The 25,481-nt window shown below is 40.1% G+C and carries 25 protein-coding genes; 8 read left to right on the top strand and 17 right to left on the bottom strand.

The features are described 5' to 3' along the window. Positions 1-478: 478 nt before the first annotated feature. From degQ to NST15_RS14745, 6 genes are all read left to right on the top strand, one after another. Positions 479-619, top strand: coding sequence for a degradation enzyme regulation protein DegQ (gene degQ, locus NST15_RS14770; protein WP_003213123.1), 141 nt, complete (start codon positions 479-481; stop codon positions 617-619). Positions 620-770: 151 nt separating this feature from the next. Continuing rightward, on the top strand, positions 771-1,685 hold the full coding sequence (locus tag NST15_RS14765) for a polyprenyl synthetase family protein (RefSeq protein ID WP_342498609.1): 915 nt from the start codon (positions 771-773) through the stop codon (positions 1,683-1,685). Next, the gene (gene comX, locus NST15_RS14760; protein ID WP_074041927.1) at positions 1,682-1,852 is read left to right on the top strand and encodes a competence pheromone ComX; all 171 of its coding nucleotides are present in this window, start codon (positions 1,682-1,684) and stop codon (positions 1,850-1,852) included. Before NST15_RS14765 ends, comX begins: the two co-directional genes overlap by 4 nt. Positions 1,853-1,892: 40 nt before the next feature. Continuing rightward, on the top strand, positions 1,893-4,205 hold the full coding sequence (locus NST15_RS14755) for an ATP-binding protein (protein WP_035701206.1): 2,313 nt from the start codon (positions 1,893-1,895) through the stop codon (positions 4,203-4,205). 80 nt (positions 4,206-4,285) lie between these two features. Next, entirely contained in the window at positions 4,286-4,927 is a 642-nt protein-coding gene (locus NST15_RS14750; RefSeq protein WP_007500477.1) for a response regulator transcription factor, read from the top strand. A gap of 23 nt (positions 4,928-4,950) precedes the next feature. Continuing rightward, positions 4,951-5,340: a hotdog fold thioesterase gene (locus NST15_RS14745; protein ID WP_008345855.1), complete on the top strand. Its 390-nt coding sequence runs from the start codon at positions 4,951-4,953 to the stop codon at positions 5,338-5,340. 90 nt (positions 5,341-5,430) lie between these two features. On the opposite strand, the gene mnhG is transcribed toward NST15_RS14745, so the two are convergent. Genes mnhG through NST15_RS14710 form a run of 7 tightly spaced genes read right to left on the bottom strand, consistent with a single transcriptional unit; the run spans position 5,431 to position 11,207 of the window. Beyond that, positions 5,431-5,805 (bottom strand): monovalent cation/H(+) antiporter subunit G, encoded by a 375-nt coding sequence (mnhG, locus tag NST15_RS14740; RefSeq protein ID WP_035701201.1) that lies wholly within the window; start codon positions 5,803-5,805, stop codon positions 5,431-5,433. Continuing rightward, the gene (locus NST15_RS14735; RefSeq protein ID WP_008345849.1) at positions 5,789-6,070 is read right to left on the bottom strand and encodes a Na(+)/H(+) antiporter subunit F1; all 282 of its coding nucleotides are present in this window, start codon (positions 6,068-6,070) and stop codon (positions 5,789-5,791) included. The genes mnhG and NST15_RS14735 overlap by 17 nt, the downstream gene beginning before the upstream one ends. Next, positions 6,070-6,549, bottom strand: a complete 480-nt coding sequence (locus NST15_RS14730; protein WP_008345848.1) for a Na+/H+ antiporter subunit E — start codon at positions 6,547-6,549, stop codon at positions 6,070-6,072. The genes NST15_RS14735 and NST15_RS14730 overlap by 1 nt, the downstream gene beginning before the upstream one ends. A gap of 6 nt (positions 6,550-6,555) precedes the next feature. After that, a complete protein-coding gene (locus tag NST15_RS14725; RefSeq protein WP_056702623.1) occupies positions 6,556-8,034 on the bottom strand; it encodes a Na+/H+ antiporter subunit D in 1,479 nt (492 codons plus the stop codon). Then, entirely contained in the window at positions 8,027-8,368 is a 342-nt protein-coding gene (locus NST15_RS14720; protein ID WP_003213576.1) for a Na(+)/H(+) antiporter subunit C, read from the bottom strand. Before NST15_RS14720 ends, NST15_RS14725 begins: the two co-directional genes overlap by 8 nt. Continuing rightward, positions 8,368-8,799, bottom strand: a complete 432-nt coding sequence (locus tag NST15_RS14715; RefSeq protein ID WP_008345843.1) for a Na(+)/H(+) antiporter subunit B — start codon at positions 8,797-8,799, stop codon at positions 8,368-8,370. Before NST15_RS14715 ends, NST15_RS14720 begins: the two co-directional genes overlap by 1 nt. Beyond that, on the bottom strand, positions 8,796-11,207 hold the full coding sequence (locus NST15_RS14710; protein ID WP_035389255.1) for a Na+/H+ antiporter subunit A: 2,412 nt from the start codon (positions 11,205-11,207) through the stop codon (positions 8,796-8,798). The genes NST15_RS14715 and NST15_RS14710 overlap by 4 nt, the downstream gene beginning before the upstream one ends. 219 nt (positions 11,208-11,426) lie before the next feature. Between NST15_RS14710 and NST15_RS14705 the strand changes: the two genes are divergently transcribed. Beyond that, the gene (locus NST15_RS14705) at positions 11,427-11,636 is read left to right on the top strand and encodes a hypothetical protein (protein ID WP_035389253.1); all 210 of its coding nucleotides are present in this window, start codon (positions 11,427-11,429) and stop codon (positions 11,634-11,636) included. Between the two features lie 274 nt (positions 11,637-11,910). Here NST15_RS14705 and NST15_RS14700 read toward each other — a convergent pair whose 3' ends face one another. The 7 genes from NST15_RS14700 to malK all read right to left on the bottom strand — a co-directional run bounded on the left by NST15_RS14700 (position 11,911) and on the right by malK (position 20,901). Then, positions 11,911-13,248 carry a 2-hydroxycarboxylate transporter family protein gene (locus NST15_RS14700; protein ID WP_008345838.1) on the bottom strand — a complete coding sequence of 446 codons (1,338 nt, stop codon included), beginning with the start codon at positions 13,246-13,248 and terminating at the stop codon, positions 11,911-11,913. A gap of 179 nt (positions 13,249-13,427) precedes the next feature. Next, a complete protein-coding gene (locus NST15_RS14695; RefSeq protein ID WP_008345835.1) occupies positions 13,428-14,387 on the bottom strand; it encodes an ABC transporter permease in 960 nt (319 codons plus the stop codon). Continuing rightward, complete coding sequence (locus tag NST15_RS14690; RefSeq protein WP_048002202.1) at positions 14,388-15,434, bottom strand: ABC transporter permease; 1,047 nt, start codon at positions 15,432-15,434, stop codon at positions 14,388-14,390. It abuts the gene before it with no gap. After that, a complete protein-coding gene (locus NST15_RS14685; protein ID WP_008345830.1) occupies positions 15,427-16,962 on the bottom strand; it encodes an ABC transporter ATP-binding protein in 1,536 nt (511 codons plus the stop codon). The genes NST15_RS14690 and NST15_RS14685 overlap by 8 nt, the downstream gene beginning before the upstream one ends. Before the next feature lie 159 nt (positions 16,963-17,121). Further along, complete coding sequence (locus NST15_RS14680) at positions 17,122-18,204, bottom strand: BMP family protein (RefSeq protein ID WP_008345828.1); 1,083 nt, start codon at positions 18,202-18,204, stop codon at positions 17,122-17,124. Positions 18,205-18,599: 395 nt separating this feature from the next. Beyond that, positions 18,600-19,307: a response regulator gene (locus tag NST15_RS14675; protein WP_008345826.1), complete on the bottom strand. Its 708-nt coding sequence runs from the start codon at positions 19,305-19,307 to the stop codon at positions 18,600-18,602. After that, positions 19,300-20,901 (bottom strand): malate sensor histidine kinase MalK, encoded by a 1,602-nt coding sequence (gene malK / locus NST15_RS14670; RefSeq protein ID WP_017367953.1) that lies wholly within the window; start codon positions 20,899-20,901, stop codon positions 19,300-19,302. The genes NST15_RS14675 and malK overlap by 8 nt, the downstream gene beginning before the upstream one ends. A 185-nt stretch (positions 20,902-21,086) precedes the next feature. On the opposite strand from malK, the gene NST15_RS14665 reads away from it, so the two are divergent. Beyond that, positions 21,087-21,644: a YufK family protein gene (locus NST15_RS14665; RefSeq protein WP_017367952.1), complete on the top strand. Its 558-nt coding sequence runs from the start codon at positions 21,087-21,089 to the stop codon at positions 21,642-21,644. A 43-nt stretch (positions 21,645-21,687) separates the two neighbouring features. On the opposite strand, the gene NST15_RS14660 is transcribed toward NST15_RS14665, so the two are convergent. The 3 genes from NST15_RS14660 to NST15_RS14650 form a co-directional block, all read right to left on the bottom strand. Next, positions 21,688-22,098 carry a thiol-disulfide oxidoreductase DCC family protein gene (locus NST15_RS14660; protein ID WP_017358953.1) on the bottom strand — a complete coding sequence of 137 codons (411 nt, stop codon included), beginning with the start codon at positions 22,096-22,098 and terminating at the stop codon, positions 21,688-21,690. An 18-nt stretch (positions 22,099-22,116) separates the two neighbouring features. Beyond that, the gene (locus tag NST15_RS14655; RefSeq protein ID WP_041507700.1) at positions 22,117-24,018 is read right to left on the bottom strand and encodes a transglycosylase domain-containing protein; all 1,902 of its coding nucleotides are present in this window, start codon (positions 24,016-24,018) and stop codon (positions 22,117-22,119) included. 108 nt (positions 24,019-24,126) lie between these two features. After that, on the bottom strand, positions 24,127-25,305 hold the full coding sequence (locus NST15_RS14650; RefSeq protein WP_220482436.1) for an MFS transporter: 1,179 nt from the start codon (positions 25,303-25,305) through the stop codon (positions 24,127-24,129). Positions 25,306-25,481 lie beyond the last annotated feature (176 nt).

Genomic DNA, 25,481 nt, shown 5'->3' with positions numbered 1-25,481 from the left:
AATTTGGACGGATATCTGTTCTAAATGTATGAAGAAAATCCGAATAAAGAATCAAAATGATCTTTCTACCTTTGCATATTCATCATAAAAATAGGTACTTTTGCGGTCAATTTCGGTGAATGTCGCCAAAAAATTGCGGTGTCTACAGTAGAGCCTGTCGTCTGACCTATAACATGAAAAACCGAGGAAACAGAAGGGATCATACGTTCTGTTACACAAGAATTGTGACGAATGATGCCTGTTCATGTCGCAAAAATGACGTATTTCCTTTGAAATTGAGATAAAAGTATCATTTGAAAAGTCTGAAAATGATGAAAAAAGACCTATTGAATTTTGCGGTATCACGCACACATTTTGTGCATACTTTTCGGTGAAAAAATACTCAATAGCATTTACACTGTTAGTAACAGATCAAATACTTATGACCCAATCAACATACACAAATACATTGATCTTCCAAAAAAGGAGAGTGGAATCGATGGAAAAGTATGAAATCGAAGAACTTAAACAATTATTATGGAAACTTGAAAACGAAATTAGAGAAACAACGGCTTCTCTTCATAACATTAACAAAAGCATTGATCAATACGACAAATATGAATATGTGAAAATTTCTTAAAGACTTGATAACCATCAAGTCTTTTTTTTATCCAAATACATACAAAAAAAGGATATATTATTATATAATTGTTAAATAGTGATGTCAGTGGACATTTGCTTATTTCTTTTTAGTAAAATAAGAGGCGAGAGGGTGAGGATCAAGATCGAGTATGCTAAACTATCTAGAGAATACAAAAATCAAGCAGAAAATGTCTGATTTTATTCAACATGCAGTCAGGCAAAATGATTTACAAAAGCTGCTTCTCGAATTTACAGATATAAAGAATGAATTTCCTTTTGGACAATTGGCTTACCAACATTATGAGGCATTTGGCGGACAAGACGAGCAAGCGATTACAAAACTGGCAGCAGGGATTGAACTTCTCATCTTATCTGCCGATATATTAGATGATATTGAAGATCAGGACAATGATTCGTATCCTTGGATGAACGTCAACCAAGGGGCGGCCATCAATGCTGCTACGTATTTGTATACGGTGAGTATCCAATTCATCACATCAATTTGTGAAAATAATTCTCAACTAATAGAGAAACTGTTCCACTTCATCAAAATGTCTATGGAAGGGCAGCATGAGGATTTGAGTCATTTGTATGGAACAGAAGAAGATTGTGTAGAGGTTTTAAGGAAAAAATCGGGATCTTTAACAGCTCTTTCTAGCGTACTGGGTGTTTATTTAGCGACAAGAAAAATGAATGCCACTGTAGAATCTTATTCGATATATTATGGTGTTGCTGAACAAATCAGTAACGATTTTTTTGCGTTATTTTCAAAAACAAACGGAGATTTTCAAAAAAAACAAACGCTGGCATTTAGTTATTTACAAAGACATTTTAACAATGTCAGTCTAGAGCTTCTTTCCTTCTTTTCTAACCGGCTGGATGAGTCAGAGCAAAAGCCGTTTCAACTGAAGCAAAAGTTACTTGAAGCTGGTTTGACTCAGTACATGGTATCGATGAGAGAGATTATGCTGTTAAAAATGAAGCAAGGAATTGCACAACTTGATTTGCCTAAAACGAAAAAGGAACAATTATATGCATATATGACAAAGGAGGGCAATGATTGAACATTCAAAATGTTATTGCATATTTAGTGAAAAATCCTAGTGTTGTGAATGAATTGGACTTAGGGAATGCAAGTTTAATTCACACAGATGAGGAAACGATGAAAGCAATCATTCAAGGCATAAAAAAAGGGCAAATGTCTGCAGATTATATATGGTACTATAAATGATACTTGATTTAAAAGTTCTCCAGTTAAGGATGTTTTATACATGAAGATAACTTATACGAAACTATCTGCTTTTTTTGTTTTTCTGTCTTTTTTATTTGTGATCTATGTTTCATATATTTATGTATTTGATATTTTTAATGGAGCACGTGTTGAGGAGAACAAGAATGGTCAAGCAGAAGTTGTCAAAGTCGAATATCTTTCTTTAGCCTACACATCAGGATTAGAAGAAGGAGATATTATACTTAAAATCAATGGAGAATCTGCTAACAACAAAGATCATTTGATCAATGGTGAGCTTAGGAATGTGCAAAGAATTGATATTCAAAGAGGCAACCAAATGATCACCCTAAAAAATAAGACATTGATTGGTCAAGAAAGTTTATTTGTCTATATAATTCCTCTCATCCTGTATTCAATATGTTTATTTTGTATCTTCTTTATCATTCGTATTAACAAAGAGATCCAACGAAAATCAGCATTTCTTTTAGTTTTATTTTTATTAACGATTTGTATCGGATATCTTAGTGCAGGTACTTCGGGTATTGGTGATAGATTTAGCCATTATGTCATCACATTTTGTTTATCAAGTGTATTTATCTTTTATATTCATTTCATTTATCAATATTTCAAAGAGTTTGACCTGCATATAACGACTCGAAAAACAATTTATATTTTATATAGTCTTCCTATAACTAATCTAGTAATAGAGCTGTTTGTTCCAATTGATTCGGCGATAGCCAGATACATGCCGAGTTTAAATCTTTTATTCTTTTTTGCTTCTATTATCATGTCATTCAAAGTCATTATTAATGGAATGCAGAAATATAAAGAGACAGAGCAGGGGTCTGTTTTAAAGTTTTTTGTCATGATTAATATCATAGCATTTTGTCCGTTTATATTTTTATTTGCAATTCCATATGTTTTGTTTCGTATTTATGTTGTAGATCCCTTTTTCTTAACTTCTTTTGTATTGCTCATTCCTTTTTCACTCGTGTATCAATTCATGACGAACAAACTTTACAATATGGATTTCTTGATTAGTAGACTTAAATACTATGGATTTATTGCCATTACACCGACCATTTTAGTTGTTGTCACGTTTTATATTCTGCAAAAACCAGAAGATTTAAAGTACACACTGAAGCTCGCATTCATCACATATACACTCATGTTGGCTGTTTTCTATTTCAAAGAAATTTTAGATTTCCGTTTTCGTTTGAAACGTTTTTCAGAGAAGTATAATTACCAAGACAGCGTGTTTAAATTTACGCAGCTTATTCGTGAGGCGTCATCACTTCATCAAGTACTGTATCATTTGAAATACACCATTTTAGAAGTGCTCGTTGTGAATAAAGCCTTTGTGCTAGAGGTGAAGGCTAATGGAGAAATGATTGAAATTGATGAATCAACAAATGATAGTAAGTTATGGAAAGAATACGTGGATCAATTTCAAGATATTTTAGGTGAAGTTGGGAAAATCATCGAGCTTGATAAAGGGTTTATGATGAAAATTGGAGAGCGGGGCGGTCACTCGTTTATGATTTGCTGCTTATCCAATATACAGACGCCGAAATTGACCCGCGATGAAATCTCATGGCTGAAAACATTGGCATTTTACACAAGTGTCAGTTTAGAAAATGTCGTCAAGATTGAAGAATTGATGGAGCATCTTGAGGATTTGAAACAGCGGGAAGCCAATCCCGCCTGGCTGAAGAAAGTCATGTTCGCCATGGAAGAAAAGCAGCGTTCAGATTTAGCAAGGGATCTTCATGATTCTGTGCTGCAGGATTTGATTTCACTGAAGAGACAGTCCGAGATGTTCTTAACCAATTTCCAAAACAACCAATGCCCAACATCTATTGAAAATTCATTGATCTCATGGAATGAACAAATGTCTAAGGTGATTCAAACCACGAGAGAAACATGTCATGAACTTCGGCCGCAGCTCCTCTATGATTTGGGGTTAGTGAAGGCAATTTCGAAGCTGACTTCGCAAATTCAAGAGGAAGCGCCATTTCATATTAGGCTGAATACAACCCGCTTTGATAAAGAACTGGACATTGATATTGACTCACAGCTGAATATTTACCGGATTGTGCAGGAGCTGTTATCCAATGCGTTGAAGCATTCTAAGGCCAGCCAAGTCTTAGTGATGCTCATTTGTATTAAAGATCAAGTTGTTCTCCATTATGAGGACGATGGAGTCGGATTTGATGCAAGCCAGCTTGATCAGCACACGATGAGCATGGGTCTTTCTGGCATAAGGGAACGAGTCAAAGCTCTAAATGGAAAGCTTCAAATTCACACGGCACCTGAAAAAGGGCTCAAGGTGAAAATTGAAATGGAATTGTAACGATTTCTTAAGGAATAAGACTTGGCATCTGCCAAGTCTTTTATATAAAATGGAAGTGAGTGATTTAAAGGGAGGAAGACATGAAGAAGATATTGGTCATTGATGATCATCCGGCTGTCATGGAAGGGACAAAAAGCATATTAGAATCAGATCAGCAGCTATCAGTCGATTGTTTAAGTCCTGATGCAGAAGGCGCCTTTTTAAAGACGCATGACTTTTCCATCTATGATGTGATCTTGATGGATTTAAATCTCGGGGATATCAATGGAATGGACATTGCCAAACAAATTCTAGAAACGAATCAACAAGTGAAAATTATCATTTATACAGGATATGAAGTAGATGATTATTTCGAAGAGGCCATTCGAGCTGGATTGCATGGTGCAATAAGTAAAACAGAGACAAAAGACAAAATTATTGAATACATACACCGCACATTGCAAGGAGAAGTTGTCATTCAGCTATCCTATTTAAAGAAATTAATTTCACAGCAGCAAGAGAAGCCAGAACAGGCGCAGCAGACGGATCATGAGCTGTTAACAGAGCGTGAATGTTTAATCTTAAGAGAAGTGGAAAAAGGGTACACAAACCAAGAGATCGCCGATGTGCTTCATTTGAGCAAACGCTCAATTGAATACAGTTTGACCTCCATCTTTAATAAGCTGAATGTTGGATCTCGAACAGAAGCGGTGTTAATTGCAAAATCGGAAAGTGTGCTGTAAACGTGTGAAGGGAGAGGGCCTTGATGGATGTGAGTGGTTCAAATACACTGCTTGAGGCACTGGGGATTGAGATTGTGGAATGCAATACGTCACGATGCGTGGCGACAATGCCAGTCGATCACCGAACAAAACAGCCATTTGGATTACTGCACGGAGGAGCATCAGCTGCTCTAGCAGAAACAGTGGCAAGCATGGGTGCTGCTGCTCATTTAGACTTAACTCAGCAGGTTTGTTCAGGTATTGAAATCAATGCCAATCATTTAAAATCTGTACGTGATGGAGTGGTGACAGCTACAGCTGTTCCTGTACATGTAGGACGGCGTACAATGGTATTCCAAATCGATATAAAAGATGATCGAGACCGTCATATCTGTACGTCAAGATGTACACTCGCTGTCATTGATCGCATATAAAAAAGCTCCCGGTGCAGCGGAAGCTTTTTTTAATACCCTTTTATGAACATGCAGGTAAAGTGAACAAGACCTGAATGTCAGGTTCTTCATTTATAAATAAGAGTCTTCTTTTCGTTTAATCACAAAGTTACGGAAACCGCCATAATCATCTTGGACACTTCGTTTGTCCATTTTCACACCAGTGTTGTAAGCGGCTCTTCCGATCAAATGAGCGCCGACTGGTGCGGTCAGAAAGATAAAGACAATTCCAAGCAGGATTTTCGCAGAGATGATCCCTGCAAGAAACCATTCATGAAAGAATACACCAACTAAAATGAGAACAACACCAAGTGTCGATGCTTTTGATGCAGCATGCATACGTGTGTAAACATCCGGTAGGCGAAGGACACCAATGGCTGAGACCAGACAAAGAATGGCGCCAAGCAGAATAAAGAAAATCACGATCGCTTTAGCGATGACGATCATTTTCAATCACTTCCCCTTTCTCAAGGAATTTGGAAAAAGCGACAGTGCCGATAAAGGCAAGAATACCGAGCAGTAAAATAATTTCAAAGAACGTCGTGGTTTTCAGTAAGATAGACACGATGGCTGTCATCCCAATTAAATTGATTCCTATCGCATCAAGCGCACTAACGCGATCAGGAATAGAAGGTCCTTTGATGACCCGTATGACAAAAAGCAAAGTAGACAGCGCAAGAATCCCAAGTGACATTTGCAAGATCAGTTCCATTACTTACCGCTCACCTCCTGAATCGCTTTTTCAAATGATACCCGAATATCGTGGATGGCTTTTTCAGCATCTTCAATATCCATCGCATGAATATATAAAATCGAACGATCATCCGAAATATCGATGACCAGTGTACCAGGTGTTAATGTAATCATATTAGCCAGTATGGTGATTTCCCAATCTGTTTTTAAATCTGTACGAAAGGCGAAAATACCAGGCTTGATCTTTAGCTTTGGAGATAACACCGTCTTGAGTACACTCAAATTGGCAAGAAGCAGCTCTCTGATAAAAATGATGACGAGCTTGAAAATCGCATAAAGGGCATAGCCGTAAAAACGTTGCGGGAAGAATCGCCGTAGCATAAAAATGGCGATCATCCCTAGTGCAAAGCCTGATACAAAGTCTGCAGCTCTGTATGTATCATTCATAAACATCCATGTAAAGGCGAGGAGAGCGTTTAATAATATTTGAAAGGCCATGTTCATCTACTCCTTCAGCACAGCTTGAATATATTTTTCTGGTGTTGAAAGCATTTCCGCAGCTTGATTGATATAAGGTGCAATGAATTCTGTGCCTAATCCAATCGCAAGCGATAAGATAACAAGCAGTACCCCAGGATACACCATTCCTCTAATGGATGGCTTTCTTCTTCGCATATCCTGTTCCTCTCCCCAAAACGCGAGCATGAAAATTCTCATAACAGAATAAAGGACAAGAAGACTGGACAGTAAAACAAGGATAGAGAACGTCATGTACTCAGCAGAAAACCCACCTTCAACAATTTTCAGCTTGCCAACAAATCCACTTAGCGGAGGAATACCCGCAAGTGATAAAGCCGATATGAAGAACATCCAGCCGAGTAGAGGCTGGGATTGAATCAGCCCACCCATTTTTTTCAGATGATTGGTTCCAGCATACACAAACAGTGCCCCTGCAAGCATAAATAGAGCTCCTTTGATCACCATATCGTGAATGAGGTAATAAATGGCGCCTTGGAGTGATGCCGGTGTATTGGCCGCAATCCCAAACAAAATGACACCAACAGCTGTGACAATGTTATAAATCACAATTTTTTGCACATCAGAATAGGCGATAGAGCCAATGACACCGAATATAACCGTTAGAGCGGCTAGCCAAGCCATAATTGTATGTGTAAAACCTGTATCATGTATAAAGATGAGCGTAAAGACTCTGGCAATCGCATATAGCCCGACCTTTGTCAGCAGTGCGCCAAACAAAGCTGAAATCGCTGCCGGCGGTGCATGATAAGACCCTGGCAGCCAGAAATAAAGGGGGAAGACCCCAGCTTTTAAGCCAAATACGATCAGGAACAGAATGGCAATCACGGTGATTAACCCTGTTTGCCCAGATTCAGCTATTTTCACACTTAAATCAGCCATGTTCAGTGTGCCTGTGACTGCATATAAACACGCTACGCCAACAATAAATAATGCCGATGAGATAATATTAAACACAATGTATTTCAGTGATTCACGAAGCTGAGGCTTTGAACCACCCAGAACAATGAGCATATAAGATGCCATTAGCAACAATTCAAAGAAGACAAACAGGTTGAAAATATCTCCCGTTAAAAAGGCACCACTGACGCCAGCTAACAAGAATTGGACACCAGAATAATAGAACAGTCGCTCTCTTTCTTTCCCAATCGTTTGAAAGGAAAAAAGAACTGTGACAAGTCCAACAATGGAAGCGGTCAAAACAAGAAGCGCAGCAAACTGATCGGCCACAAGGGCAATGCCAAACGGTGCTTTCCAGCCGCCCAAATAAAGGGTTTGTATGCCGTTTGTGAAAATCGTTTGGACCAAATAGACATTACAGATAATGGCTAAAAGAGATGCAAACACACTAAAGCCTCTCGACAGCATGGTGTTTTTATTCATAAAGATCAATAATGTAGCAGCTAGTAATGGAATTAATATAGGCAGGATCACGAGATTATTCATGCTGATCATTTCCTCTCATTTGATCCATGTCATCTGTTCTCAGCTCTTGGAAGGCACGGAAGGCCATCACCAGCAAAAAGGATGTTACACCAAAAGCAATGACAATGGCTGTTAAAATTAATGCTTGTGGCAATGGATCTACATAGGATGTGAGCCCCTCTTTCAAAATAGGAGGTGCTCCCTTTTTTAAGCCGCCCATTGTTAATAGAAGCAAATGGACGCCGTGACTTAAAACGGCAGTACCGACGATGACCCGCAGAAGGCTTTTTGAAAGCATTAAATAGGTCGCTGCCATAAAAATGATTCCGACGATAATAGACATTAGAAATTCCATTATTCCTTCTCTCCAATCGTTTGAATAATGGTCATGGTGACACCAACAACAACTAAATACACACCGATATCAAACAGGACCGCTGTCGCCAGTTCTGTTTTCCCTAGAAACGGCAGTTGGAAATAATCGAATGCATGGGATAGGAAAGGTGCTCCGAACAGAAAAGATCCCATACCTGTTAGGATGGCAACGAGCAAACCGACACCAGCCACATAAATAAAGTCAAATGGTAAAATGCGTCTGACTGTTTTAAGGTCGTAGGCTAAAAGCAGAAGAACGACAGCACCAGCACTCATCAAACCGCCAATGAATCCTCCGCCAGGATTGTTATGTCCTGCAAGAAATAGGTGAAGTGAGAAAAGCAAGATGATGAATGCTGTAATTTTAGTAGTGACTTGTAAGAGCATATCATTCGTATCAATCTTTCTCATCGCCGTACGCCTCTCTTCCGTTTTCCTTGTGCTTTTACCTTCAATAATCCATAAATACCGAGTGCCGCAATGGCCAGCACTGTAATCTCAAAGAGTGTATCAAAGCCCCTGAAATCGACAAGAATGACATTGACAATATTGTCTCCGCCAGCCAGTTTGTAGCTGTTTTCAATGAAGTACGTTGAAATTGTGTCAAGAGACTGCTGGCTTGTTGAAGCGAAAGCAAGACAGGTGACAACGACTCCAACACCTAATGAGATGATCAAATTTGTTAATTTAAATCTTCGTGTTTTTTGCTTCAGACTCAGCTTTGGCAAATGATAGAAGCAAAGTAAAAACAGCGCGACAGAAATGGTTTCAATAATGAGCTGTGTCAGCGCAAGGTCAGGTGCTCTGAAAATCACGAAGAACAATGACAGCGTGTAGCCCATAACACCTAGCGCAATAATAGCTGTTAAGCGTGAACGAGCAAATACAGTCGTGACTGTCGCTGCGACCATCACAAGTGAAAGGATGACTTCGTACGTGCCGATTGATGCAGCGTGCTCAGTTTGAAATGAGAAGGCTTGCTTGTAGAACATCACGCTGCCAAGCACGATAATCATAAACCCAAATACATAGACAAGATAGTCACGAAGGAATCCTGTCATATAGCTGTTTGTTAGGCGGTAAGCCCCTTTTTCTACACCTATAAGTGAACGATCATACAAAGCGTTAAATGACCATTTTTCTTTAAATATGTTGTACATTGGGCGCCATTTCGACAGCGTTAAATAGCCAATGGTACCGAGCGCAACTACACCAATTGTCATGTAAAGCTCTGGCTGGAATCCATGCCACGCTTCAATTTTTACGGCAAAGCGGCTTCCTGTTTGAATGGCTTCTGGAATGATCGCTTGAATGGCAGGTTCAATGACAGAATAGGCAAGAATATTAGGGAAAAAGAAAAACGTGACCACAAGTGCAGCTAAAATAATTGGCGGGATCAGCATACCAATCGGTGCTTCATGCGGTTTTTTCTCCAATTGATCGACATTCAGACGGCCTCTAAATGTTTTGAAGACGATCATCATACTGTAGATGAACGTAAACACACTAGCGAGCCAAGCGATAGCAGGGAAGACAGCCCCCCATGTTGAAACATCCGTAAAGCTGATGTCAGAAATCCGAATCATACTTGTGAAAAATAGCTCTTTACTTAAAAATCCATTAAAAGGCGGGAGTCCAGCCATCGAGAATGTACCAATTAACGTAATTGTAAAGGTAATTGGCATGATGGTCATTAATCCACCTAATTTGCGAATATCACGTGTACCTGTTTCGTGATCGATAATCCCTGCTGCCATAAAGAGACTACCTTTAAAGGTCGCGTGGTTAATGAGATGAAAAATAGCAGCAAGAACGGCTGCGCCAAAAAAGGCAGGGTTGTTTTCATGAATGGCAGCTGCGCCTACTCCTAGCATGAGCATAATCATACCGAGTTGACTCACTGTCGAGAAGGCCAGAATGGCTTTCAAATCATTTTGCCGAACGGCGTGGAAAGATCCCCAGAATAGTGTGATAAGTCCGACAATCGAAATGGTCCAAAACCACACCTCTGATATAGCAAAAATCGGACTAAAGCGGGCAACCAGATAAATACCGGCTTTGACCATAGTAGCAGAATGCAGATAACTGCTTACAGGGGTTGGTGCTTCCATAGCATCAGGCAGCCAAATATAAAATGGGAACTGCGCTGATTTCGTGAAGGCCCCTAGTAAAATGAGAACCATCGCAGGGATGAAATAAGGTGATGCCATAATGAGCTGAAGCTGATTGACTGCTTCGCGAATACTGAATGAATCAGTGATCAGGTAAATGAGGATGAAGCCGCCAAGCATAGCCAATCCGCCAAACACAGTAATAAGCAGTGATTTGGTTGCTCCGTAACGGGAACGCTCACGCTTATACCAATACCCAATTAAGAGGAAGGAAGAGATACTTGTTAGCTCCCAGAACAAATAAAGTACGACCATGTTGTCAGAGAGGACAACACCAAGCATAGCGGTCATAAACATTAATAAATACGTATAGAAAGAGCCAAGCTGTTCTTTTTCCTTTGATAAGTAGAAAATACTGTACAGTACCACAAGTGCACCAATACCTGTGATGAGTAAAGCAAATAACAGGCTGAGACCATCTACATACACAGTGAAATTCATCCCTAGAGAGGGAATCCATTCAGCTTGTGAGAACAACGTTCGTCCATTCGAGGTGATCTGGAGCATTTGGATGAAATAGGTAAATAAAAGAATAGGCAAGATGAGAACAAACCATCCTGTATGTATACGCCTTACGTATTTAAAGAGAAAAGGGACGACAAAGGCAAGTAAAAAAGGTGATAGGATGGCGAAGTGAATAAGCTGCAAGAAAATGAACCTCCTTTGATCAATATAAATTCACGTTCTAAAGAACTGGTAATTAAAATTATAGCGTAAATACAGACATAGTGCATTGGTTTGAACTGATTTACGGCAAATTGAATTTATTTTGAGTTCTTTTGACCACAAAAAATATTTTATCAAAAATGAAACTCGTTGTATATTGTTTTGTATTTCGTACATGCTTTTCTTAAAGGAGCTGATCAAATGAAACGAAAGATCACCATCAGCTTAAGCATATTCTGCACGATTTTAGGAGGAGCATTCTTGATTGAACGAAATGATCAAAAAAGGTGGCAGGCCGGGAGTGAATGGCCGCTATTTTCCGAACAACTCCTCCATATGACCTATCCTCAGGCGAAACAGTATCCTTTTCAGCCTCGGGAATATTTACGAATTGTATTAGCTGATGAATGAGGATGTATGGGAGAAAAGAAATATAAAAAAAGCATGTCCCTTACGAAAAGGACATGCTCAGCGTGTAGAAAAACCCTCGCATTCGTTGTCAGTCCTGCGCTCCGGTGCTCACGAATGTCAAATTCGCTCTGCTCCGGTGCTCGTCCTTCCTAGACTGCAAAGGTTTTCTATCACGCTGAAAAGAAGACAAAGGGCTAAAATAAAGTACATTTTAGCCCTTTGTCAACTATCTGAGCATGTCCCTTATGAAAAGGACATGCTTTTTGTTTCTTTTTTAAGTAAACATTCTGAGTAAGATTGTTGCGCAAATAACGGTTGCTGCTCCGCCAAGACGTGTAGAGACTTGAGCGAAAGGCATAAGGCCCATTCTTCCAGAAGCTGAAAGAATTGCAACGTCACCAGTACCGCCTAATCCACTGTGACAGCCAGTCACAATTGCAGATTCAACTGGATACATGTTCATGAATTTACCAACAAAGTAACCAGAACCAACCATGCCTAGAACAACAGCAATACATACACATACGAAAGGAATAGAAATAACAGTGGCCACATCATCAAGTGGAATGTATAGAATTCCTAAACCAACCATTAGAGGCCATGTAAAGCTTTTCGATACAAACTTGTAGAACTGCTGTGAGCCGTTTTGCAAATGCTGAGGCATCACGTTTAAGTATTTGATTAATGCAGCAAGAACAATCATTAAGATTGGACCTGGAATATGAACAAAACTTTCTAATAAGCCGCCAAAGATAAAAGTTGTACATGCAACAAGCACACCTGCACCCATTAAGCTGAAGTCAACTTTAGTATCCATTTCAGGCTGTTCAAAGATTTCATTTGCTTCTTTTGATTTAACAAGTCGTCCATTCCCGTTTAGTTCAGGACGTTTTTCACCAAGCTTTTTCATTGCGCCAGCACAAATGATGGCAATGACGTTCCCAATAACAGCAGCCGGAATCAATTGAGAAATTAATGACTCTGCTGATACACCAAGAATTTGTGAATAAGCAATTGATAATGGCAATATTCCTTCACCGACACCACCGGCAATAATCGGTACAATGATAAAGAAGAACGAATGATGCGGTGTGTAACCAACTAGAAGACCCACTAGAATTCCAGCAGCTACAGCTGTAATTGTACCTGCAACAAGAGGAACAAACATACGAATAAGGCCTTGTACTAAAACAGTTCGTTGCATCCCAAGAATACTACCTACTACAAGAGCAGATATATAGAAGTATAGGAAGTTTGACGTTTTCATCAGAGACGTAACCGCTTCCAACGAGTTTGGATTCAGAACATGAAAAAAGACCAGGAACGATGGTACGAATAAAGAAAGAATCGCCGGTCCACCAATATCTTTTAAGATTGGAATACGTTGTCCTACATCTCCTAGGAAAATCCCCAAAATCATAATAACAGCGAAACCACCAAGCATATTTGCTGGAATTTTATTAAAATAAGCGGCAGTTAAAATAATCGCTGCAAGTACTATATACACAGGTAGATCAATAACACCAATTTTCCAAGAAAGAATTTTTCGGAAAACGCTTTTATTATTGTCAGAATCGTTTGTAATCGATTTCAATTGTTGTGTATTAGCCACATAAACACCCCCAAATGCTATTTGTCTCAATTGTAGAAGATTCTGTGACACTCATCTATTTATTAAACTAAATTAAGTGTAATAAAAGTAAAATAAACGGGGGTTTTGTCGTTTTTATCATACAAAAATCCCCTGAAGATAGTTTGTCCTTCAGGGGATTGATCATACATGGTATTTATTTATCGTTTTCCTTTTAAATAAGGGGTACCAAGTGCTTTTGGTGCGTCTGCTCGTCCAATGAAGCCAGTAAGAGCTAGGATCGTCAGCACATATGGTGCAATGAGCATGTATACGTTCGGGATATCTTGAAACAGTGGAAGCAGAGAGCCAATGATGCTTAAGCTTTGTGCAAATCCAAAGAATAAAGCAGCGCCCATAGCGCCAAATGGGTGCCATTTCCCGAAAACAAGGGCGGCTAACGCAATGAAGCCTTGTCCTGTAATGGTGGCGTGTGAGAAGTCAAGAGCGATGGTCGATGCATACACAGCTCCGCCAAGACCGCCAAATAGACCACTAATGAAGACGCCGATATAGCGCATCCGGTATACCTTGATTCCCATTGTATCAGCTGCCATTGGATGCTCGCCGACTGCACGAAGTCGCAAGCCAAACGGCATTTTAAATAAAACAAACCAAGCGACAACCGCAAGAACCAATGCGAGAATGGACGTATAATACACATCTTTAAAGAAAATATCACCAATGATCGGAATGTCACTTAAAAGGGGAATATCTCCTTTATAGAAAGGTTCTGTAATTTTATCCGTTTGTGCTTTGCCATAAATCAGTTTGACAACAAACAGCGTAGCACCAAGGGCAAGCATGTTAATCGCAACACCACTGACCGTTTGATCTGCTCTGAACGTAATAGTGGCAACAGCGTGAATGAGTGAGAACACGCCGCCAATGGCCATACCAACAAGAAGACCGAGCCAGGGGGTCAAGGCACCAAACGTATCAGCAAACATTAAGTTAAAGATAATACTAGAAAATGCTCCGACGACCATCAAACCTTCAAGACCGATATTGACGACACCTGATCTTTCTGAAAAGACGCCTCCAAGAGCGGTTAAAATAAGTGGTGCAGCATAAACAAGTGTAGCCGGGACGATGATTTCAAGAATTTGCAGAAATCCCACTTATTTTCCCCCCTTTTTCTTCAATTGTTGAATGACAAGACGGATGATATAGCTTGAGGCAACGAAAAGAATAATGATCGCAATCACAATATCAACGACCTCAGTCGGTACGCCAGATTCAAGCGGCATGTTTAAAGCACCGACTTTCAATCCACCAAGCAATAATGCCGCTAAGACGACACCAACAGCTGTATTTCCGCCTAATAAGGCAACAGCGATTCCATCAAAACCAACGCCAGTGAATGATCCTTTAATCGAAGCATATTCAAATGTTCCGAGTCCTTCCATCGCACCTGCAAGACCTGCAAAGGCACCAGAAATGAGCATCGCATAAATGATGTTGCGTCGAACGTTCATCCCAGCATAATGAGAGGCCTGCTGGTTCATCCCAACTGCGCGTAATTCAAACCCTTTAGAGGTTTTCTGGATAATAACCCACATGACAACAGCCGCAATAATGGCAACAAAAATCCCATTATGCATTCTAGAGAAATCAGTGATCTGCTCAAAAAAACCAGATCGAAGGGAAGCTGTTGCATCAATTTTTTCTGTTTTATCTTTATTGTTTGTTAAGACATTTGAGATTAAATAATTTGTGACATGAAGGGCAATGTAGTTCATCATGATGGTGACAATGACTTCATGTACGTAAAAACGAGCTTTTAAAAATCCGGGAATAAAGCCCCATAATGCACCAGCAGCTGCTGCTGTGATCAGTGCAAGAGGCAGATGGATATACATAGGTGCATGGACAGTTGTGCCGATCCATACAGCAGCTACCCAGCCAATCAGCATTTGACCTTCTACCCCGATATTAAATAGGCCTGTCCGAAATGCAAAGGCAACAGCAAGTCCTGATAAAATATAAGGAGTGACTTGTCGGATGGTTTCTCCCATATAATATGTTTCACCGAATACGCCATTCCAAAGGGCGCTATAACCTTCGATGACACTATAACCGCTTGCCAGCATAATGATGGCCCCAACGAAAAGACCAAGTACAATGGCTATAAGCGGAATCAGCAGATTTGTTAAGCGATTAGACATTTGCTTCTTTCCCCACTTCCTGTTGCGTACTTCCAGCCATTAACAGACCAAGTTCTTGCTCTGTTGTTTCTTTTGGATCAACAATGGCAATAATGCTGCCTTCGAAAATAACAGCAATCTTATCACTGACATTGATAATTTCATCAAGCTCAAAGGATATGAGCAGAACAGCTTTGCCTGAATCCCTTTGTTCAATCAGACGTTTATGAACAAACTCAATGGCTCCGACATCAAGTCCACGTGTCGGTTGTGCGGCAATTAATAAATCAGGATTTCGGTCAACTTCACGGCCAATAATGGCTTTTTGCTGGTTACCGCCTGATAGCGCACGTGCTTCTGTATATTCACTAGGTGTCCGTACGTCGTATTCAGCAATGATTCGTTTTGCTTTTTGATAAATATTTTTCATATTCATCAAGCCAAACTTCGAATATGGACGCTGATAATACGTTTGTAAGGAAATATTTTCTCCAATTGAAAAGTCAAGGACAAGTCCGTGCTTATGACGGTCTTGAGGAATATGTCCGATACCAGATTCTGTGACCTTACGAGGCGGGAGATTTTGAATGGCTTTCCCGTTTAGCATGATCGTGCCAGATTCGGATTTTTTCAGACCTGTAATGGCTTCAATTAATTCAGATTGACCATTTCCGTCTACACCCGCAATTCCGACAATCTCACCAGCTTTCACTGATAAATTGAGTTGTTTCACGGCTTCAATTCCTCGTGCATCTTTGACAGTGAGATCTTGAATTTGCAAGACTTCTTCAGCAGGGGAGGCTGCTTTTTTGTCTGTTTTAAATGAGACTTCGCGGCCGACCATTAAACTGGCAAGCTCGTCTTTGTTTGTGTGTTCCACATCAAGTGTACGAATGCCTTGCCCTTTTCGGATAATGGTCACGCGATGACAGGCATCCATAATTTCTTTTAGCTTGTGGGTAATTAAAATAATGGATTTGCCTTCATTGATTAAGTTTTTCATAATTTGTATGAGTTCTTTTATTTCTTGAGGTGTTAAGACGGCTGTTGGTTCGTCGAAGATCAAGATATCAGCGCCGCGGTATAGTGTTTTTAAGATTTCTGCTCGCTGCTGCATACCGACTGAGATGTCAGATACTTTAGCGGCAGGGTCTATTTTCAGTCCATAACGGTCAGAAAGTTCCTGCACTTGCTGAATGGCTTGTTCTTTGTCAATCTTTCCAAATTTCTTTGGCTCTTTTCCTAAAATGATGTTTTCAGCCACAGTAAATGTATCTACTAGCATAAAATGCTGATGGACCATTCCAATGCCTAAATCACTTGCATCATTTGGACTAGAGATTGTAACCGGTTTTCCGTGTACCTTGATTTCACCTTTTTCAGGCTGATACAGTCCGAAAAGCACGTTCATGAGCGTTGATTTTCCAGCGCCGTTTTCACCAAGCAGCGCATGAATTTCGCCCTTTTTTAGCTGCAGCGTAATGTTATCATTTGCTACAATGCCAGGGAATTCTTTGCGTATATTCAACATTTCAATGACATAATCCACAGGTTTAACCGCTCCTTTTTTAGGGTGCTGATGAAGATAAAAACTAGCAAAAGAAAAGCTGCAAAACAAGGCTGCAGCTTTTCTTTTACCACCTTTTACGAATAAAGAGGAGGTAAAGGAGAGGCAAGGGGATAAGGCGCGCTTATCCCGATGCACAAATTAAGCTTTAAAATCTTTTAGTTCATCACGTGTTGCAGGGATTTTCACTTCACCCTTGATGATTTTTTGTTTCCATTCTTCGACTTTCTTCAATACATCTTTATCAAGATTCTCTTGAGATGGAGAGATGTCAACGCCGCCTTCTTTCAGACCGTACGTGATCACTTCGCCACCAGGGAACTTACCTTCTTTTGCTTTTGTTGTTAAGTCTTGTACCGCTGTGTCTACTTTCTTAATCATAGAAGTAAGAGTGACACTTTGTTTTGTTCCAGGTACTTTACCCTCATCATACTGGTCTTTATCAACACCAATGACCCACACTTTGCGGTCAGGATCAGCTTTTTTCAGGTTTTTCGCTTCTGTGAAGACACCAGTTCCAGTTCCGCCTGCTGCGTGGTAAATGACGTCAACGCCAGATTTGTACATACTTTCAGCTGTTGCTTTACCGATGTCTGCTTTATCGAATGCCCCAGCATATTTCACTTCAACTTTTGCTTTTGGATTAGCTGCTTCAACGCCTGCACGGAAACCAACTTCGAATTTTCTGATTAATTCAGAATCAACGCCGCCAACAAAACCAATTTTGTTTGATTTTGTAGAAAGAGCCGCTGCAACACCTACAAGGAATGATCCTTCGTTTTCGTTAAATGTAATGCTTGCTACGTTGTCTTTTTTTACAACTGCATCAACGATGGCAAAGTGGTTTTTCTTACGTTGATTCGCAATTTCAGTAATAGAATCTTGCATTAAGAAACCAATTCCGTAAATCAAATCAAATTTCTCACGAGCAAGTGTGTTTAAGTTTGTTGTATAGTCAGCGTCTGATTTAGATTGTAAGTAATCAAAGCCGTTTTTACCTTTTGTTAAATTGTTGTCTTTCCCAAATGCTTGTAAACCTTCCCAAGCAGATTGGTTAAACGATTTGTCATCGACACCACCGACATCAGTTACCATTGCAACAGTGAATTGATCTTTATCTTTTTTGTTTTCACCGCTGTTTGAGCCAGAGTTGCCGCATGCTCCAAGGATGGTTCCTGCTGCTACGACTAAGGACAATGCAAGTCCAATTTTGCGCTTCTTCAAAACATAACCCCCTATAAAATTTAAAAGTTTCAGAAAAGTCTCGCGAAAAAAGACCGACTCTTGCCTTCTCCTATCCTTCTGAAAAGGGTATTTTATCCTGCATTCTTTTAAAATTGATGGAAACAGGAGAGAAGATGTAAGACATCAGACTTATATCTCGTTGAACTAATCAATCATAATTTATCATTTCCCATCGAATAAATAAATAGAAATTTGTTTTATTTTTAAAAAAATGTTAAAAGGCTAAATTCGATGTCTTTTTATGTGCTGAAATATGATATAATGCCGCTTTTATGATGTGCTCTACTACAGTGAAACCGCTGATATCAAGGGGTTTGTGACATCGTATGCCATAAAAAAACATCTGGCCTTTGTGAAAGGTCAGATGTGTCAAATTAAAGATATTGCTGTATCAAATTCATGTTGCTTGTATTCAGTTTATATTGGAAAACAGGGCGGCCGATTGTCCCGTATGCCATCTCCACATCAACCACTTCGATATCCTCAAGAAATTTCAAGTATTTTCTAATCGAAACTTGGGAGATTTCTGTATGATTGGCTAGGTCTTCGGTCGTGAAAGCCTGCTGACCGAATGATTGAATGCTTGTCCAGATGAGTTTGAGTGTGCTCTTCGTTAAGCCTTTTGGCAGCAGGACTTTTTCCGCCTCTGCTTTTTTATGAAAAAGCTTCGCGTCTAAATCATTTTGAGAGATGCTGTTCATCGTTTGGTATAGGGCATGTTTTCTTTTATATTCTGCCAGTGCTGATTGGAAGCGTTCGAACTCAAAAGGTTTGATTAAATAGTCGACAGCTCCGTTTCGCATCGTTTGCTGTACGACATCCACTTCATTTGCAGCTGAAATGACGATGACGTCAACGGAATGATTTTGCTCACGAATTTCTGATAATAGGGCGAGCCCATTTTGTCCAGGCATATAAATATCAAGCAATACAAGGTGAATGATTTCTGATTTTAAGATGTCTAGTGCCTTCTGAAATGAGGTGGCAATCCCTTTTAATTCAAAACCTTCTATTTGGGTCAAGTAGCGTTTATTCAGCTCCCCGACCATTGGGTCATCTTCTACGATCAACACATTAATCATGTGAATCCTCCTTTTGTTTATATGGAATACGGAGACTAAAGGTCGTTCCTTCTCCTTTTTCGCTTGTGACGATCATATGTCCGTTCAGTTTTTTGATGCTTTGGTCAACAAAGTAAAGGCCAAATCCTCTGTCTTCTCCTTTTGTTGAAAAGCCCTGATCAAACATAATGTCCTGTTCTTCTTTTGTCAGACCGACACCTGTGTCTGTAATTTCAATATGAAGCTGCTCTTGGACATATCTGAATGAGATGGAGATATTTTTGTTCTCTGTATGAGAAACGGCATCGAGTGCGTTATTTAACAGATTACCGATGACCGTAATAAGGTCATGTGTGACTGCTGGGTCCTCCGAGTTTGGTACCTGTGTACTGCAATTGACTTCTAAAGCTGCGCCTTGTTCTCTGATGTAGCTTTGTTTTCCTAGTAAAAACCCGGCTAAGACTGAGTTTTTCACATGGTTGATGATTTCATTTGTTTCTGTCTGCTGATAAATCGCAATATCTTTAATATAGGTGCCAAGGTCATCATAGTTCTTCAGCTGGACCAATCCTAAAATGACATGAAGCTTGTTCATAAATTCGTGTGACTGGGCACGAAGTGCATTGGCATACATCTTCACCCCGCTCAGCTGCTCAGCCAGGTGTTTGACTTCTGTTTTGTCACGGAAGGTTGCGATCGCTCCGACAATTTCCCCTTTTACCGTAATCGGCACCTCATTAAAGACCAGCTCCAATCCGTTCATTCTGACATCGCGATCAAGCAGCGGTTTCCGTGTTTCGATTACTTGCTTTAAGCCGCTTGAAGGAAGAAGAGCCTGTACATCTTGTTCTCTAGGGTCAACCATAATGCCCATATTATGAAAAAGACGTTTAGCTTCTGCATTTGCCAGCTTGATTTTACCGTGCTGATCAACGGCAAGAATGCCTTCTTTTGTTGATTCTAGCATAGCGCTTCGTTCTTTTAATAATGTGGCAATTTCATCTGGCTCTAGTCCAAACATAATCTTCTTTACTTTACGTGCCACAATGAGTGCACCGATAATGCCAGATAAAAGGCTTAGCGATGTGACAAAGTAGAGCGGGAGCAGGCTTTGATGAATAATTAAATCAATCTCCTTTAATGTAATCCCAACTGCCACAGCCCCGAGCTGCTTGCCATCTTGGTTATAAACAGGAACAAAGGCACGCATGGACTTGCCAAGTGTTCCAGATGCGGTACTAATATGTTCTTTACCCTGTAATGCCGGTTTTTCATCACCGCCAGCAAACCGCTTCCCAATCTTTTGCGGATTCGGATGTGTTTTGCGGATACCGTTCATATCCATGACGACAACGAATTCGGTTTTGGTAATACGCTGAACACTTGTTGTATATTTTCGCAGTGCTGTATATGATTGATCTTTTTCCAATGATTTTGCTGTGATCGGAGCCTCTGCGACCATTTTGGCAGTGGAGAGGGCGATATCACGTTCCTGCTGATGAATATTTTTGGCTGTTTCTGACCAGATCGTAAAGAATGTGATACAGAGGGAGATCAGGACAACAATACAGACAAAGATCGTCAGCCGTGTTTGCAGTCTTAAAGTTTTTTTCACGAGTATACCCCTAACGCGCAATTTTTTCGTAATAGTAATACTTTAACGGGAAAATGTAAGTTTGTGAAGGAATGTACGTGCAAAATCACAAATTTGATTTAGATTCCAGTTTACTTGGAAAGCATCTTGTCAATCCGTTTTAAGTGAGCCATAATAAAAATGAGCTTATGAGAAAGGATCTATTTATGAAAAATACATATTTGACTGGATATTTTCCGCTGATTTCAATTTTGCTATTCAGCTCTGCCTTTTCTATTTTTACAGTAGGTATCACGACTGACTTCTTGACCCAAGCAGGAATTTTAAAAGGAATGCTGGAATTTTTCTCTGAACAGGGCATTCGTCTTGCTTTATTTGCCGCATTTGCACTTGTTTATTTTATGATTTTATCTGCTTTAAAACTCATTGCAGATACGGTGTTAGAGTTGGCGCTGCTCTTTTTTGCAAAGGACCCTGAAGGGGAGAACTTAAAGAAAATTCGGATTGCATCGGTTGTCTATTTGTTTGCCAGCTTACTTGCATTTCTATTGACGCAGCAGCTCATTTTGCTTGTTGGGCTTTTTGTTTTAGCAAGTCTCGTCTATTTTATCTGGGTTGTGGTACGCATTTATCAATCACTTTCCATGCTGAATTTAATTGGGTTTATGATGTTTAATCTGCTGTTTTGGGCCACGTTTTTGATCGGCATTTTGTACTTATTTATTAAGCTTTATAACAGTGTGATGGCGAGTCTGCCAGCTTAATCAGACGAAAGAAAGCATCCTCCGATGATGGAGGATGCTTTTTTTATGGAAGAAACCGCTTCTGAATATCAGGTGTAGGCATCATACAGGATGTTTTTTGACCAAACCATTTGTAGCGATTCTTTGCAATGAGCTGATAAAACCAGTCACGGATTGGACGAGGGATCGCGAGGAGTAAATAGCTCCATCTGTATATCCCTTTTAAATGCCGCGCGGCTTTTAAGATGCCTGTTGACTTCATATAAAGGGTCCCATTTTCAATATAAATGAATGAATTGAACTCATCTAAAGGCAAGCCGTTTTCTTTTAAAATACGCTGCCCTGTATCTGATTGTAAAGAAGCAAACATCATCCGCTCATTCGGGTCGCGCTTGATGATAAACTGAACAGCACCACTGCACACGTTGCAGACACCGTCAAATAAAATGAAGTGAGAGGGTTGTGTTGAATGCATCGCAATCAAACCTCCTGTTTATCTAGCGTATTGCATAGTTTGTTTCCAAATACGTAAGTGCGGGCTTGAACTATAAATAGATTCAACGGTTCCTCTATCTCTTCCTACCCATACACCCATTGTGTATTGATCTGTCAGGCCAACAAACCAAATGTCTTTGTAGTCATTGGATGTCCCTGTTTTCCCCCCAATATAAGGAGAATTGAAATTCGCCTTTTTCCCTGTTCCACTTTTCACAACAGAGGCAAGCAGCTTGCGCATTGTTTCATTTGTACGCTGAGAATAGATTTGCTTCGGCGACTCTTTCCACTCGTAAAGGGTTTTGCCGTTTAAGTCTGTGACCTTTGTAATGGAGTGGTTTCGCGTATAGGCACCTTGATTGCCAAACACGGTATATGCATCGGTTATTTCTAGCGGCGAGAAGCCTTTTGTAAATCCTCCAAGTGCAGAAGGGAGGCGGTAATCATCTGCGACAATATGTTCGAATGAAAACTTTTCTAAATAGCTGAAGCCTTTTTTGACACCGACTGTATCAAGCATACGAATCGCTGGTGTATTGTAAGAGTTCTTAAAGGCTGTTTCAAGTGTTACAGTTCCATACGTTTTATGATTATAGTTTTGCGGGCAATATCCGCTACTGCAAAACTTGCCGGCACTGATTTTGCTTGATGCCGTGGCACCGGTTTGATCAATATAAGGGCCATAATCTAACAGTGGCTTAATGGCGGAACCTGGTTGTCTTTGCGCTTGATAGGCGTAGTTGAAATCAAATTTTTTATAATTCTTCCCGCCAGCAAGTGCGACGATTTGATGGGTTTGGTGGTTAATGACTGCTGAACCGCCTTCCACACCTTGATAAGGCAATTGTGCATTGAGCTGATAAACCGCTCTTTGTTGTAAGGAAGGGTCTAGTGCTGTATAAATCTTCACACCATCTTGAAGCAATGCACTGACCTTTTCTGATAATTCTTTTTGAATTGCCTTTTTTGCGCCAGCTGTTTTGGCTTTTTTCAATCGTTTTGTAAAGCCTTCCTGATCAGACACCAGATCGGTAAATTCTTCATTGGCGTATGTCACATAGTCAGGGTAAAGATTTTTCTTTTCACTTAAGGACAAGCTGATTTTTTCTTTCACTGCTTTTTTGTATTGCTTCTTAGTAATGACACCATCTTTTTCTAAAATACCAAGCAGCCGTTCCTGGCGTTTCTTTGTATGTTTGAATTGTTTCAATGGGTCATACAGCGTAGGGTTGTTAGGAATCGCAGAAATAAATGCCATCTGTGCAAGCGTCAAAGAACTAAGCGGCTTATCAAAATAGTAATTAGCCGCAGAACCGACACCGTAAACCCCGTTACTGAAATAAATCGTATTTAAATAGCTTTCGAGAATTTCCTCTTTTGTAAATTTTCGCTCGAGCTCATAGGAATAGAGCAGTTCTGTAAACTTTCGGCTGAATGAACGTTCATGACTTAAATATAAATTACGGGATAACTGTTGTGTGATGGTGCTGGCGCCTTGGCTAATGCCATGGTTTTTCACATTTGCAGCAAGGGCACGAATCACGCCCATAAAGTCAATGCCTTTATGGTCATAAAAGTTGCGGTCCTCTGATCGGAGGAACAGCTCCTTGACGGAATCAGGAATTTTATCGTATTTCACGAAAACACGGTTCTCATCGTTTGATACGATCTCAGAGATAAGAGAACCATCTCGATCATACATATAACTGTTTTGGGAAAAGTCTACCTTCTCCAGCTTGATTTTTTGATCAAGCACTTCGTTAACAGGTTTTACACTTGCGGCTTCTTCCTTTGATAGATAAAAAGTCAGAACAAATAATGGGATGAGGGCAGCAAGTAATAACCAACCAATGATTGCACGAAACATGAGGTCACTCACTTTCTTCGGATTTCTAGCCATATCGTACCATTCTTTTGCGATTACGAGAAGGTTATTTTTAGAAAAGAATAGACGTGAAGTCTAGTAAACAAGGCATTTAGACAGAAGAAAAGAGTATCTGATAATGGATCAGACACTCCTCTCTTTTGTCTTTGATTGTGAGCGGACCGCCCATAAAAATAATGCCCCGAAAAGGAAAATGCCGGCGGTAACATAAAAGACAGCTGGAATTCCGTAATGACTCGCCACAATGCCGCCTATAACGGGTCCGACGACATTTCCAAGAAAGCGGAAGCTGACATTGTAACCAAGCACTTCCCCTTGCATAGAGGCAGGCGCTTTGATGCGAATATAGGCCGTCGTACAAGGAATGATGCCGCCTAGTGCCATCCCGTATAAGAAACGGAAGATCACTAACATCCCGTAGGAATCCGCCATCGCTTGCGGGATGAATAAAATGGAGGAGAGGATGAGAAGGGCAAGTAGCACCTTATCGTGGCCAATACGATCTCCAAGGTCTCCCCATTTCCGTGTAAACAGCAAATTGCCAAGCCCCGTTGCAGAAAACGCCAGCCCTGCATAAAAGGCAAGATTGACTGGGCCGTGTAAATCATGAATGTACAAGGCTAAAAGCGGCTGAATACTAAAGTTCCCAACTTGCGTAATAAATGTGAGCAGCATGGTGACGACAAGTAAAGGCTGTTTGAAAATATGGACAAGGACGTCCTTCCGTGAGTAAGAAACCCGTTTTGCTTCTTTTGAACGGATCGGCTGTTCTTTCACACCGAAGATAATGACAATCGCTGACACATATATGACAGCAGCTGTTAAGAAAAATGTATAAATGAATCCGACACTGTCTGCCATAAATCCACCCATTAATGGACCGAATAATCCTCCGGCGACATTACTCATCTGCATCGTACCAAGGGTCTTACCGGCTGTTGCCTTTTCGGTCTGTGCAGAAATCAGTGCCATCGAAGTCGAAATAAAGCCTGTCACAAGCCCCATGAAAAGCCTTAACGCAAATAGTTGATAAACGGTTTGAACAAGCCCCATTAATAAAATGCTTGTTGCAATCCCAATGCCGTTAATGAGCAAAATCTTTTTATAGCCATGCCGGTCACCAATCCGTCCCCAAATTGGAGAAATGAGAAAGGCTGTTAAAAACGTAACCCCAAAGACATAGCCGCTCCATCTTTGAACAAATTCATTCGAATAACTGCTATCAAGAGACTCTATGTAAAGTGATAAAAAAGGGACGATCATTGTAATGCTGGCAGATACAAAAAAGTTCACAAACCACATGATGTACAAGTTTTTCTTCCTGTTTGTGATAAAGACCACCTTCTTTATTTATTTCGTGTTCCTTAATAATTATAAAGGAAAATAAACGATCTTTCATCTGATGAATAGGTTGGGCATAGTGAATCTGCATTATTTTCACGAAAATGAAGTGATTTCAAAGTCCGTCTTAATATAAT

It is taken from the genome of Bacillus sp. FSL R5-0820 (genome assembly GCF_038593385.1).
GTDB classification, from domain to species: domain Bacteria; phylum Bacillota; class Bacilli; order Bacillales; family Bacillaceae; genus Bacillus; species Bacillus altitudinis.
The sequence above is the reverse complement of the archived record's forward strand: the minus strand, read 5'-3'. Positions and strand labels throughout refer to the sequence as shown.

Coding starts and splice junctions, on each gene's coding strand:
- NST15_RS14750 (WP_007500477.1), top strand. CDS start 4,286: ATGAAGAAGATATTGGTCATTGATGATCATCCGGCTGTCATGGAAGGG.
- NST15_RS14705 (WP_035389253.1), top strand. CDS start 11,427: ATGAAACGAAAGATCACCATCAGCTTAAGCATATTCTGCACGATTTTA.
- NST15_RS14715 (WP_008345843.1), bottom strand. CDS start 8,799: ATGAGAAAGATTGATACGAATGATATGCTCTTACAAGTCACTACTAAA.
- NST15_RS14720 (WP_003213576.1), bottom strand. CDS start 8,368: ATGGAATTTCTAATGTCTATTATCGTCGGAATCATTTTTATGGCAGCG.
- NST15_RS14690 (WP_048002202.1), bottom strand. CDS start 15,434: ATGTCTAATCGCTTAACAAATCTGCTGATTCCGCTTATAGCCATTGTA.
- NST15_RS14725 (WP_056702623.1), bottom strand. CDS start 8,034: ATGAATAATCTCGTGATCCTGCCTATATTAATTCCATTACTAGCTGCT.
- mnhG (WP_035701201.1), bottom strand. CDS start 5,805: ATGATCGTCATCGCTAAAGCGATCGTGATTTTCTTTATTCTGCTTGGC.
- NST15_RS14755 (WP_035701206.1), top strand. CDS start 1,893: ATGAAGATAACTTATACGAAACTATCTGCTTTTTTTGTTTTTCTGTCT.
- NST15_RS14730 (WP_008345848.1), bottom strand. CDS start 6,549: ATGGCCTTTCAAATATTATTAAACGCTCTCCTCGCCTTTACATGGATG.
- degQ (WP_003213123.1), top strand. CDS start 479: ATGGAAAAGTATGAAATCGAAGAACTTAAACAATTATTATGGAAACTT.
- NST15_RS14665 (WP_017367952.1), top strand. CDS start 21,087: ATGAAAAATACATATTTGACTGGATATTTTCCGCTGATTTCAATTTTG.
- NST15_RS14660 (WP_017358953.1), bottom strand. CDS start 22,098: ATGCATTCAACACAACCCTCTCACTTCATTTTATTTGACGGTGTCTGC.
- NST15_RS14650 (WP_220482436.1), bottom strand. CDS start 25,305: ATGTGGTTTGTGAACTTTTTTGTATCTGCCAGCATTACAATGATCGTC.
- NST15_RS14675 (WP_008345826.1), bottom strand. CDS start 19,307: ATGATTAATGTGTTGATCGTAGAAGATGACCCAATGGTCGGGGAGCTG.
- NST15_RS14745 (WP_008345855.1), top strand. CDS start 4,951: ATGGATGTGAGTGGTTCAAATACACTGCTTGAGGCACTGGGGATTGAG.
- NST15_RS14735 (WP_008345849.1), bottom strand. CDS start 6,070: ATGGAACTGATCTTGCAAATGTCACTTGGGATTCTTGCGCTGTCTACT.
- NST15_RS14765 (WP_342498609.1), top strand. CDS start 771: ATGCTAAACTATCTAGAGAATACAAAAATCAAGCAGAAAATGTCTGAT.
- NST15_RS14655 (WP_041507700.1), bottom strand. CDS start 24,018: ATGGCTAGAAATCCGAAGAAAGTGAGTGACCTCATGTTTCGTGCAATC.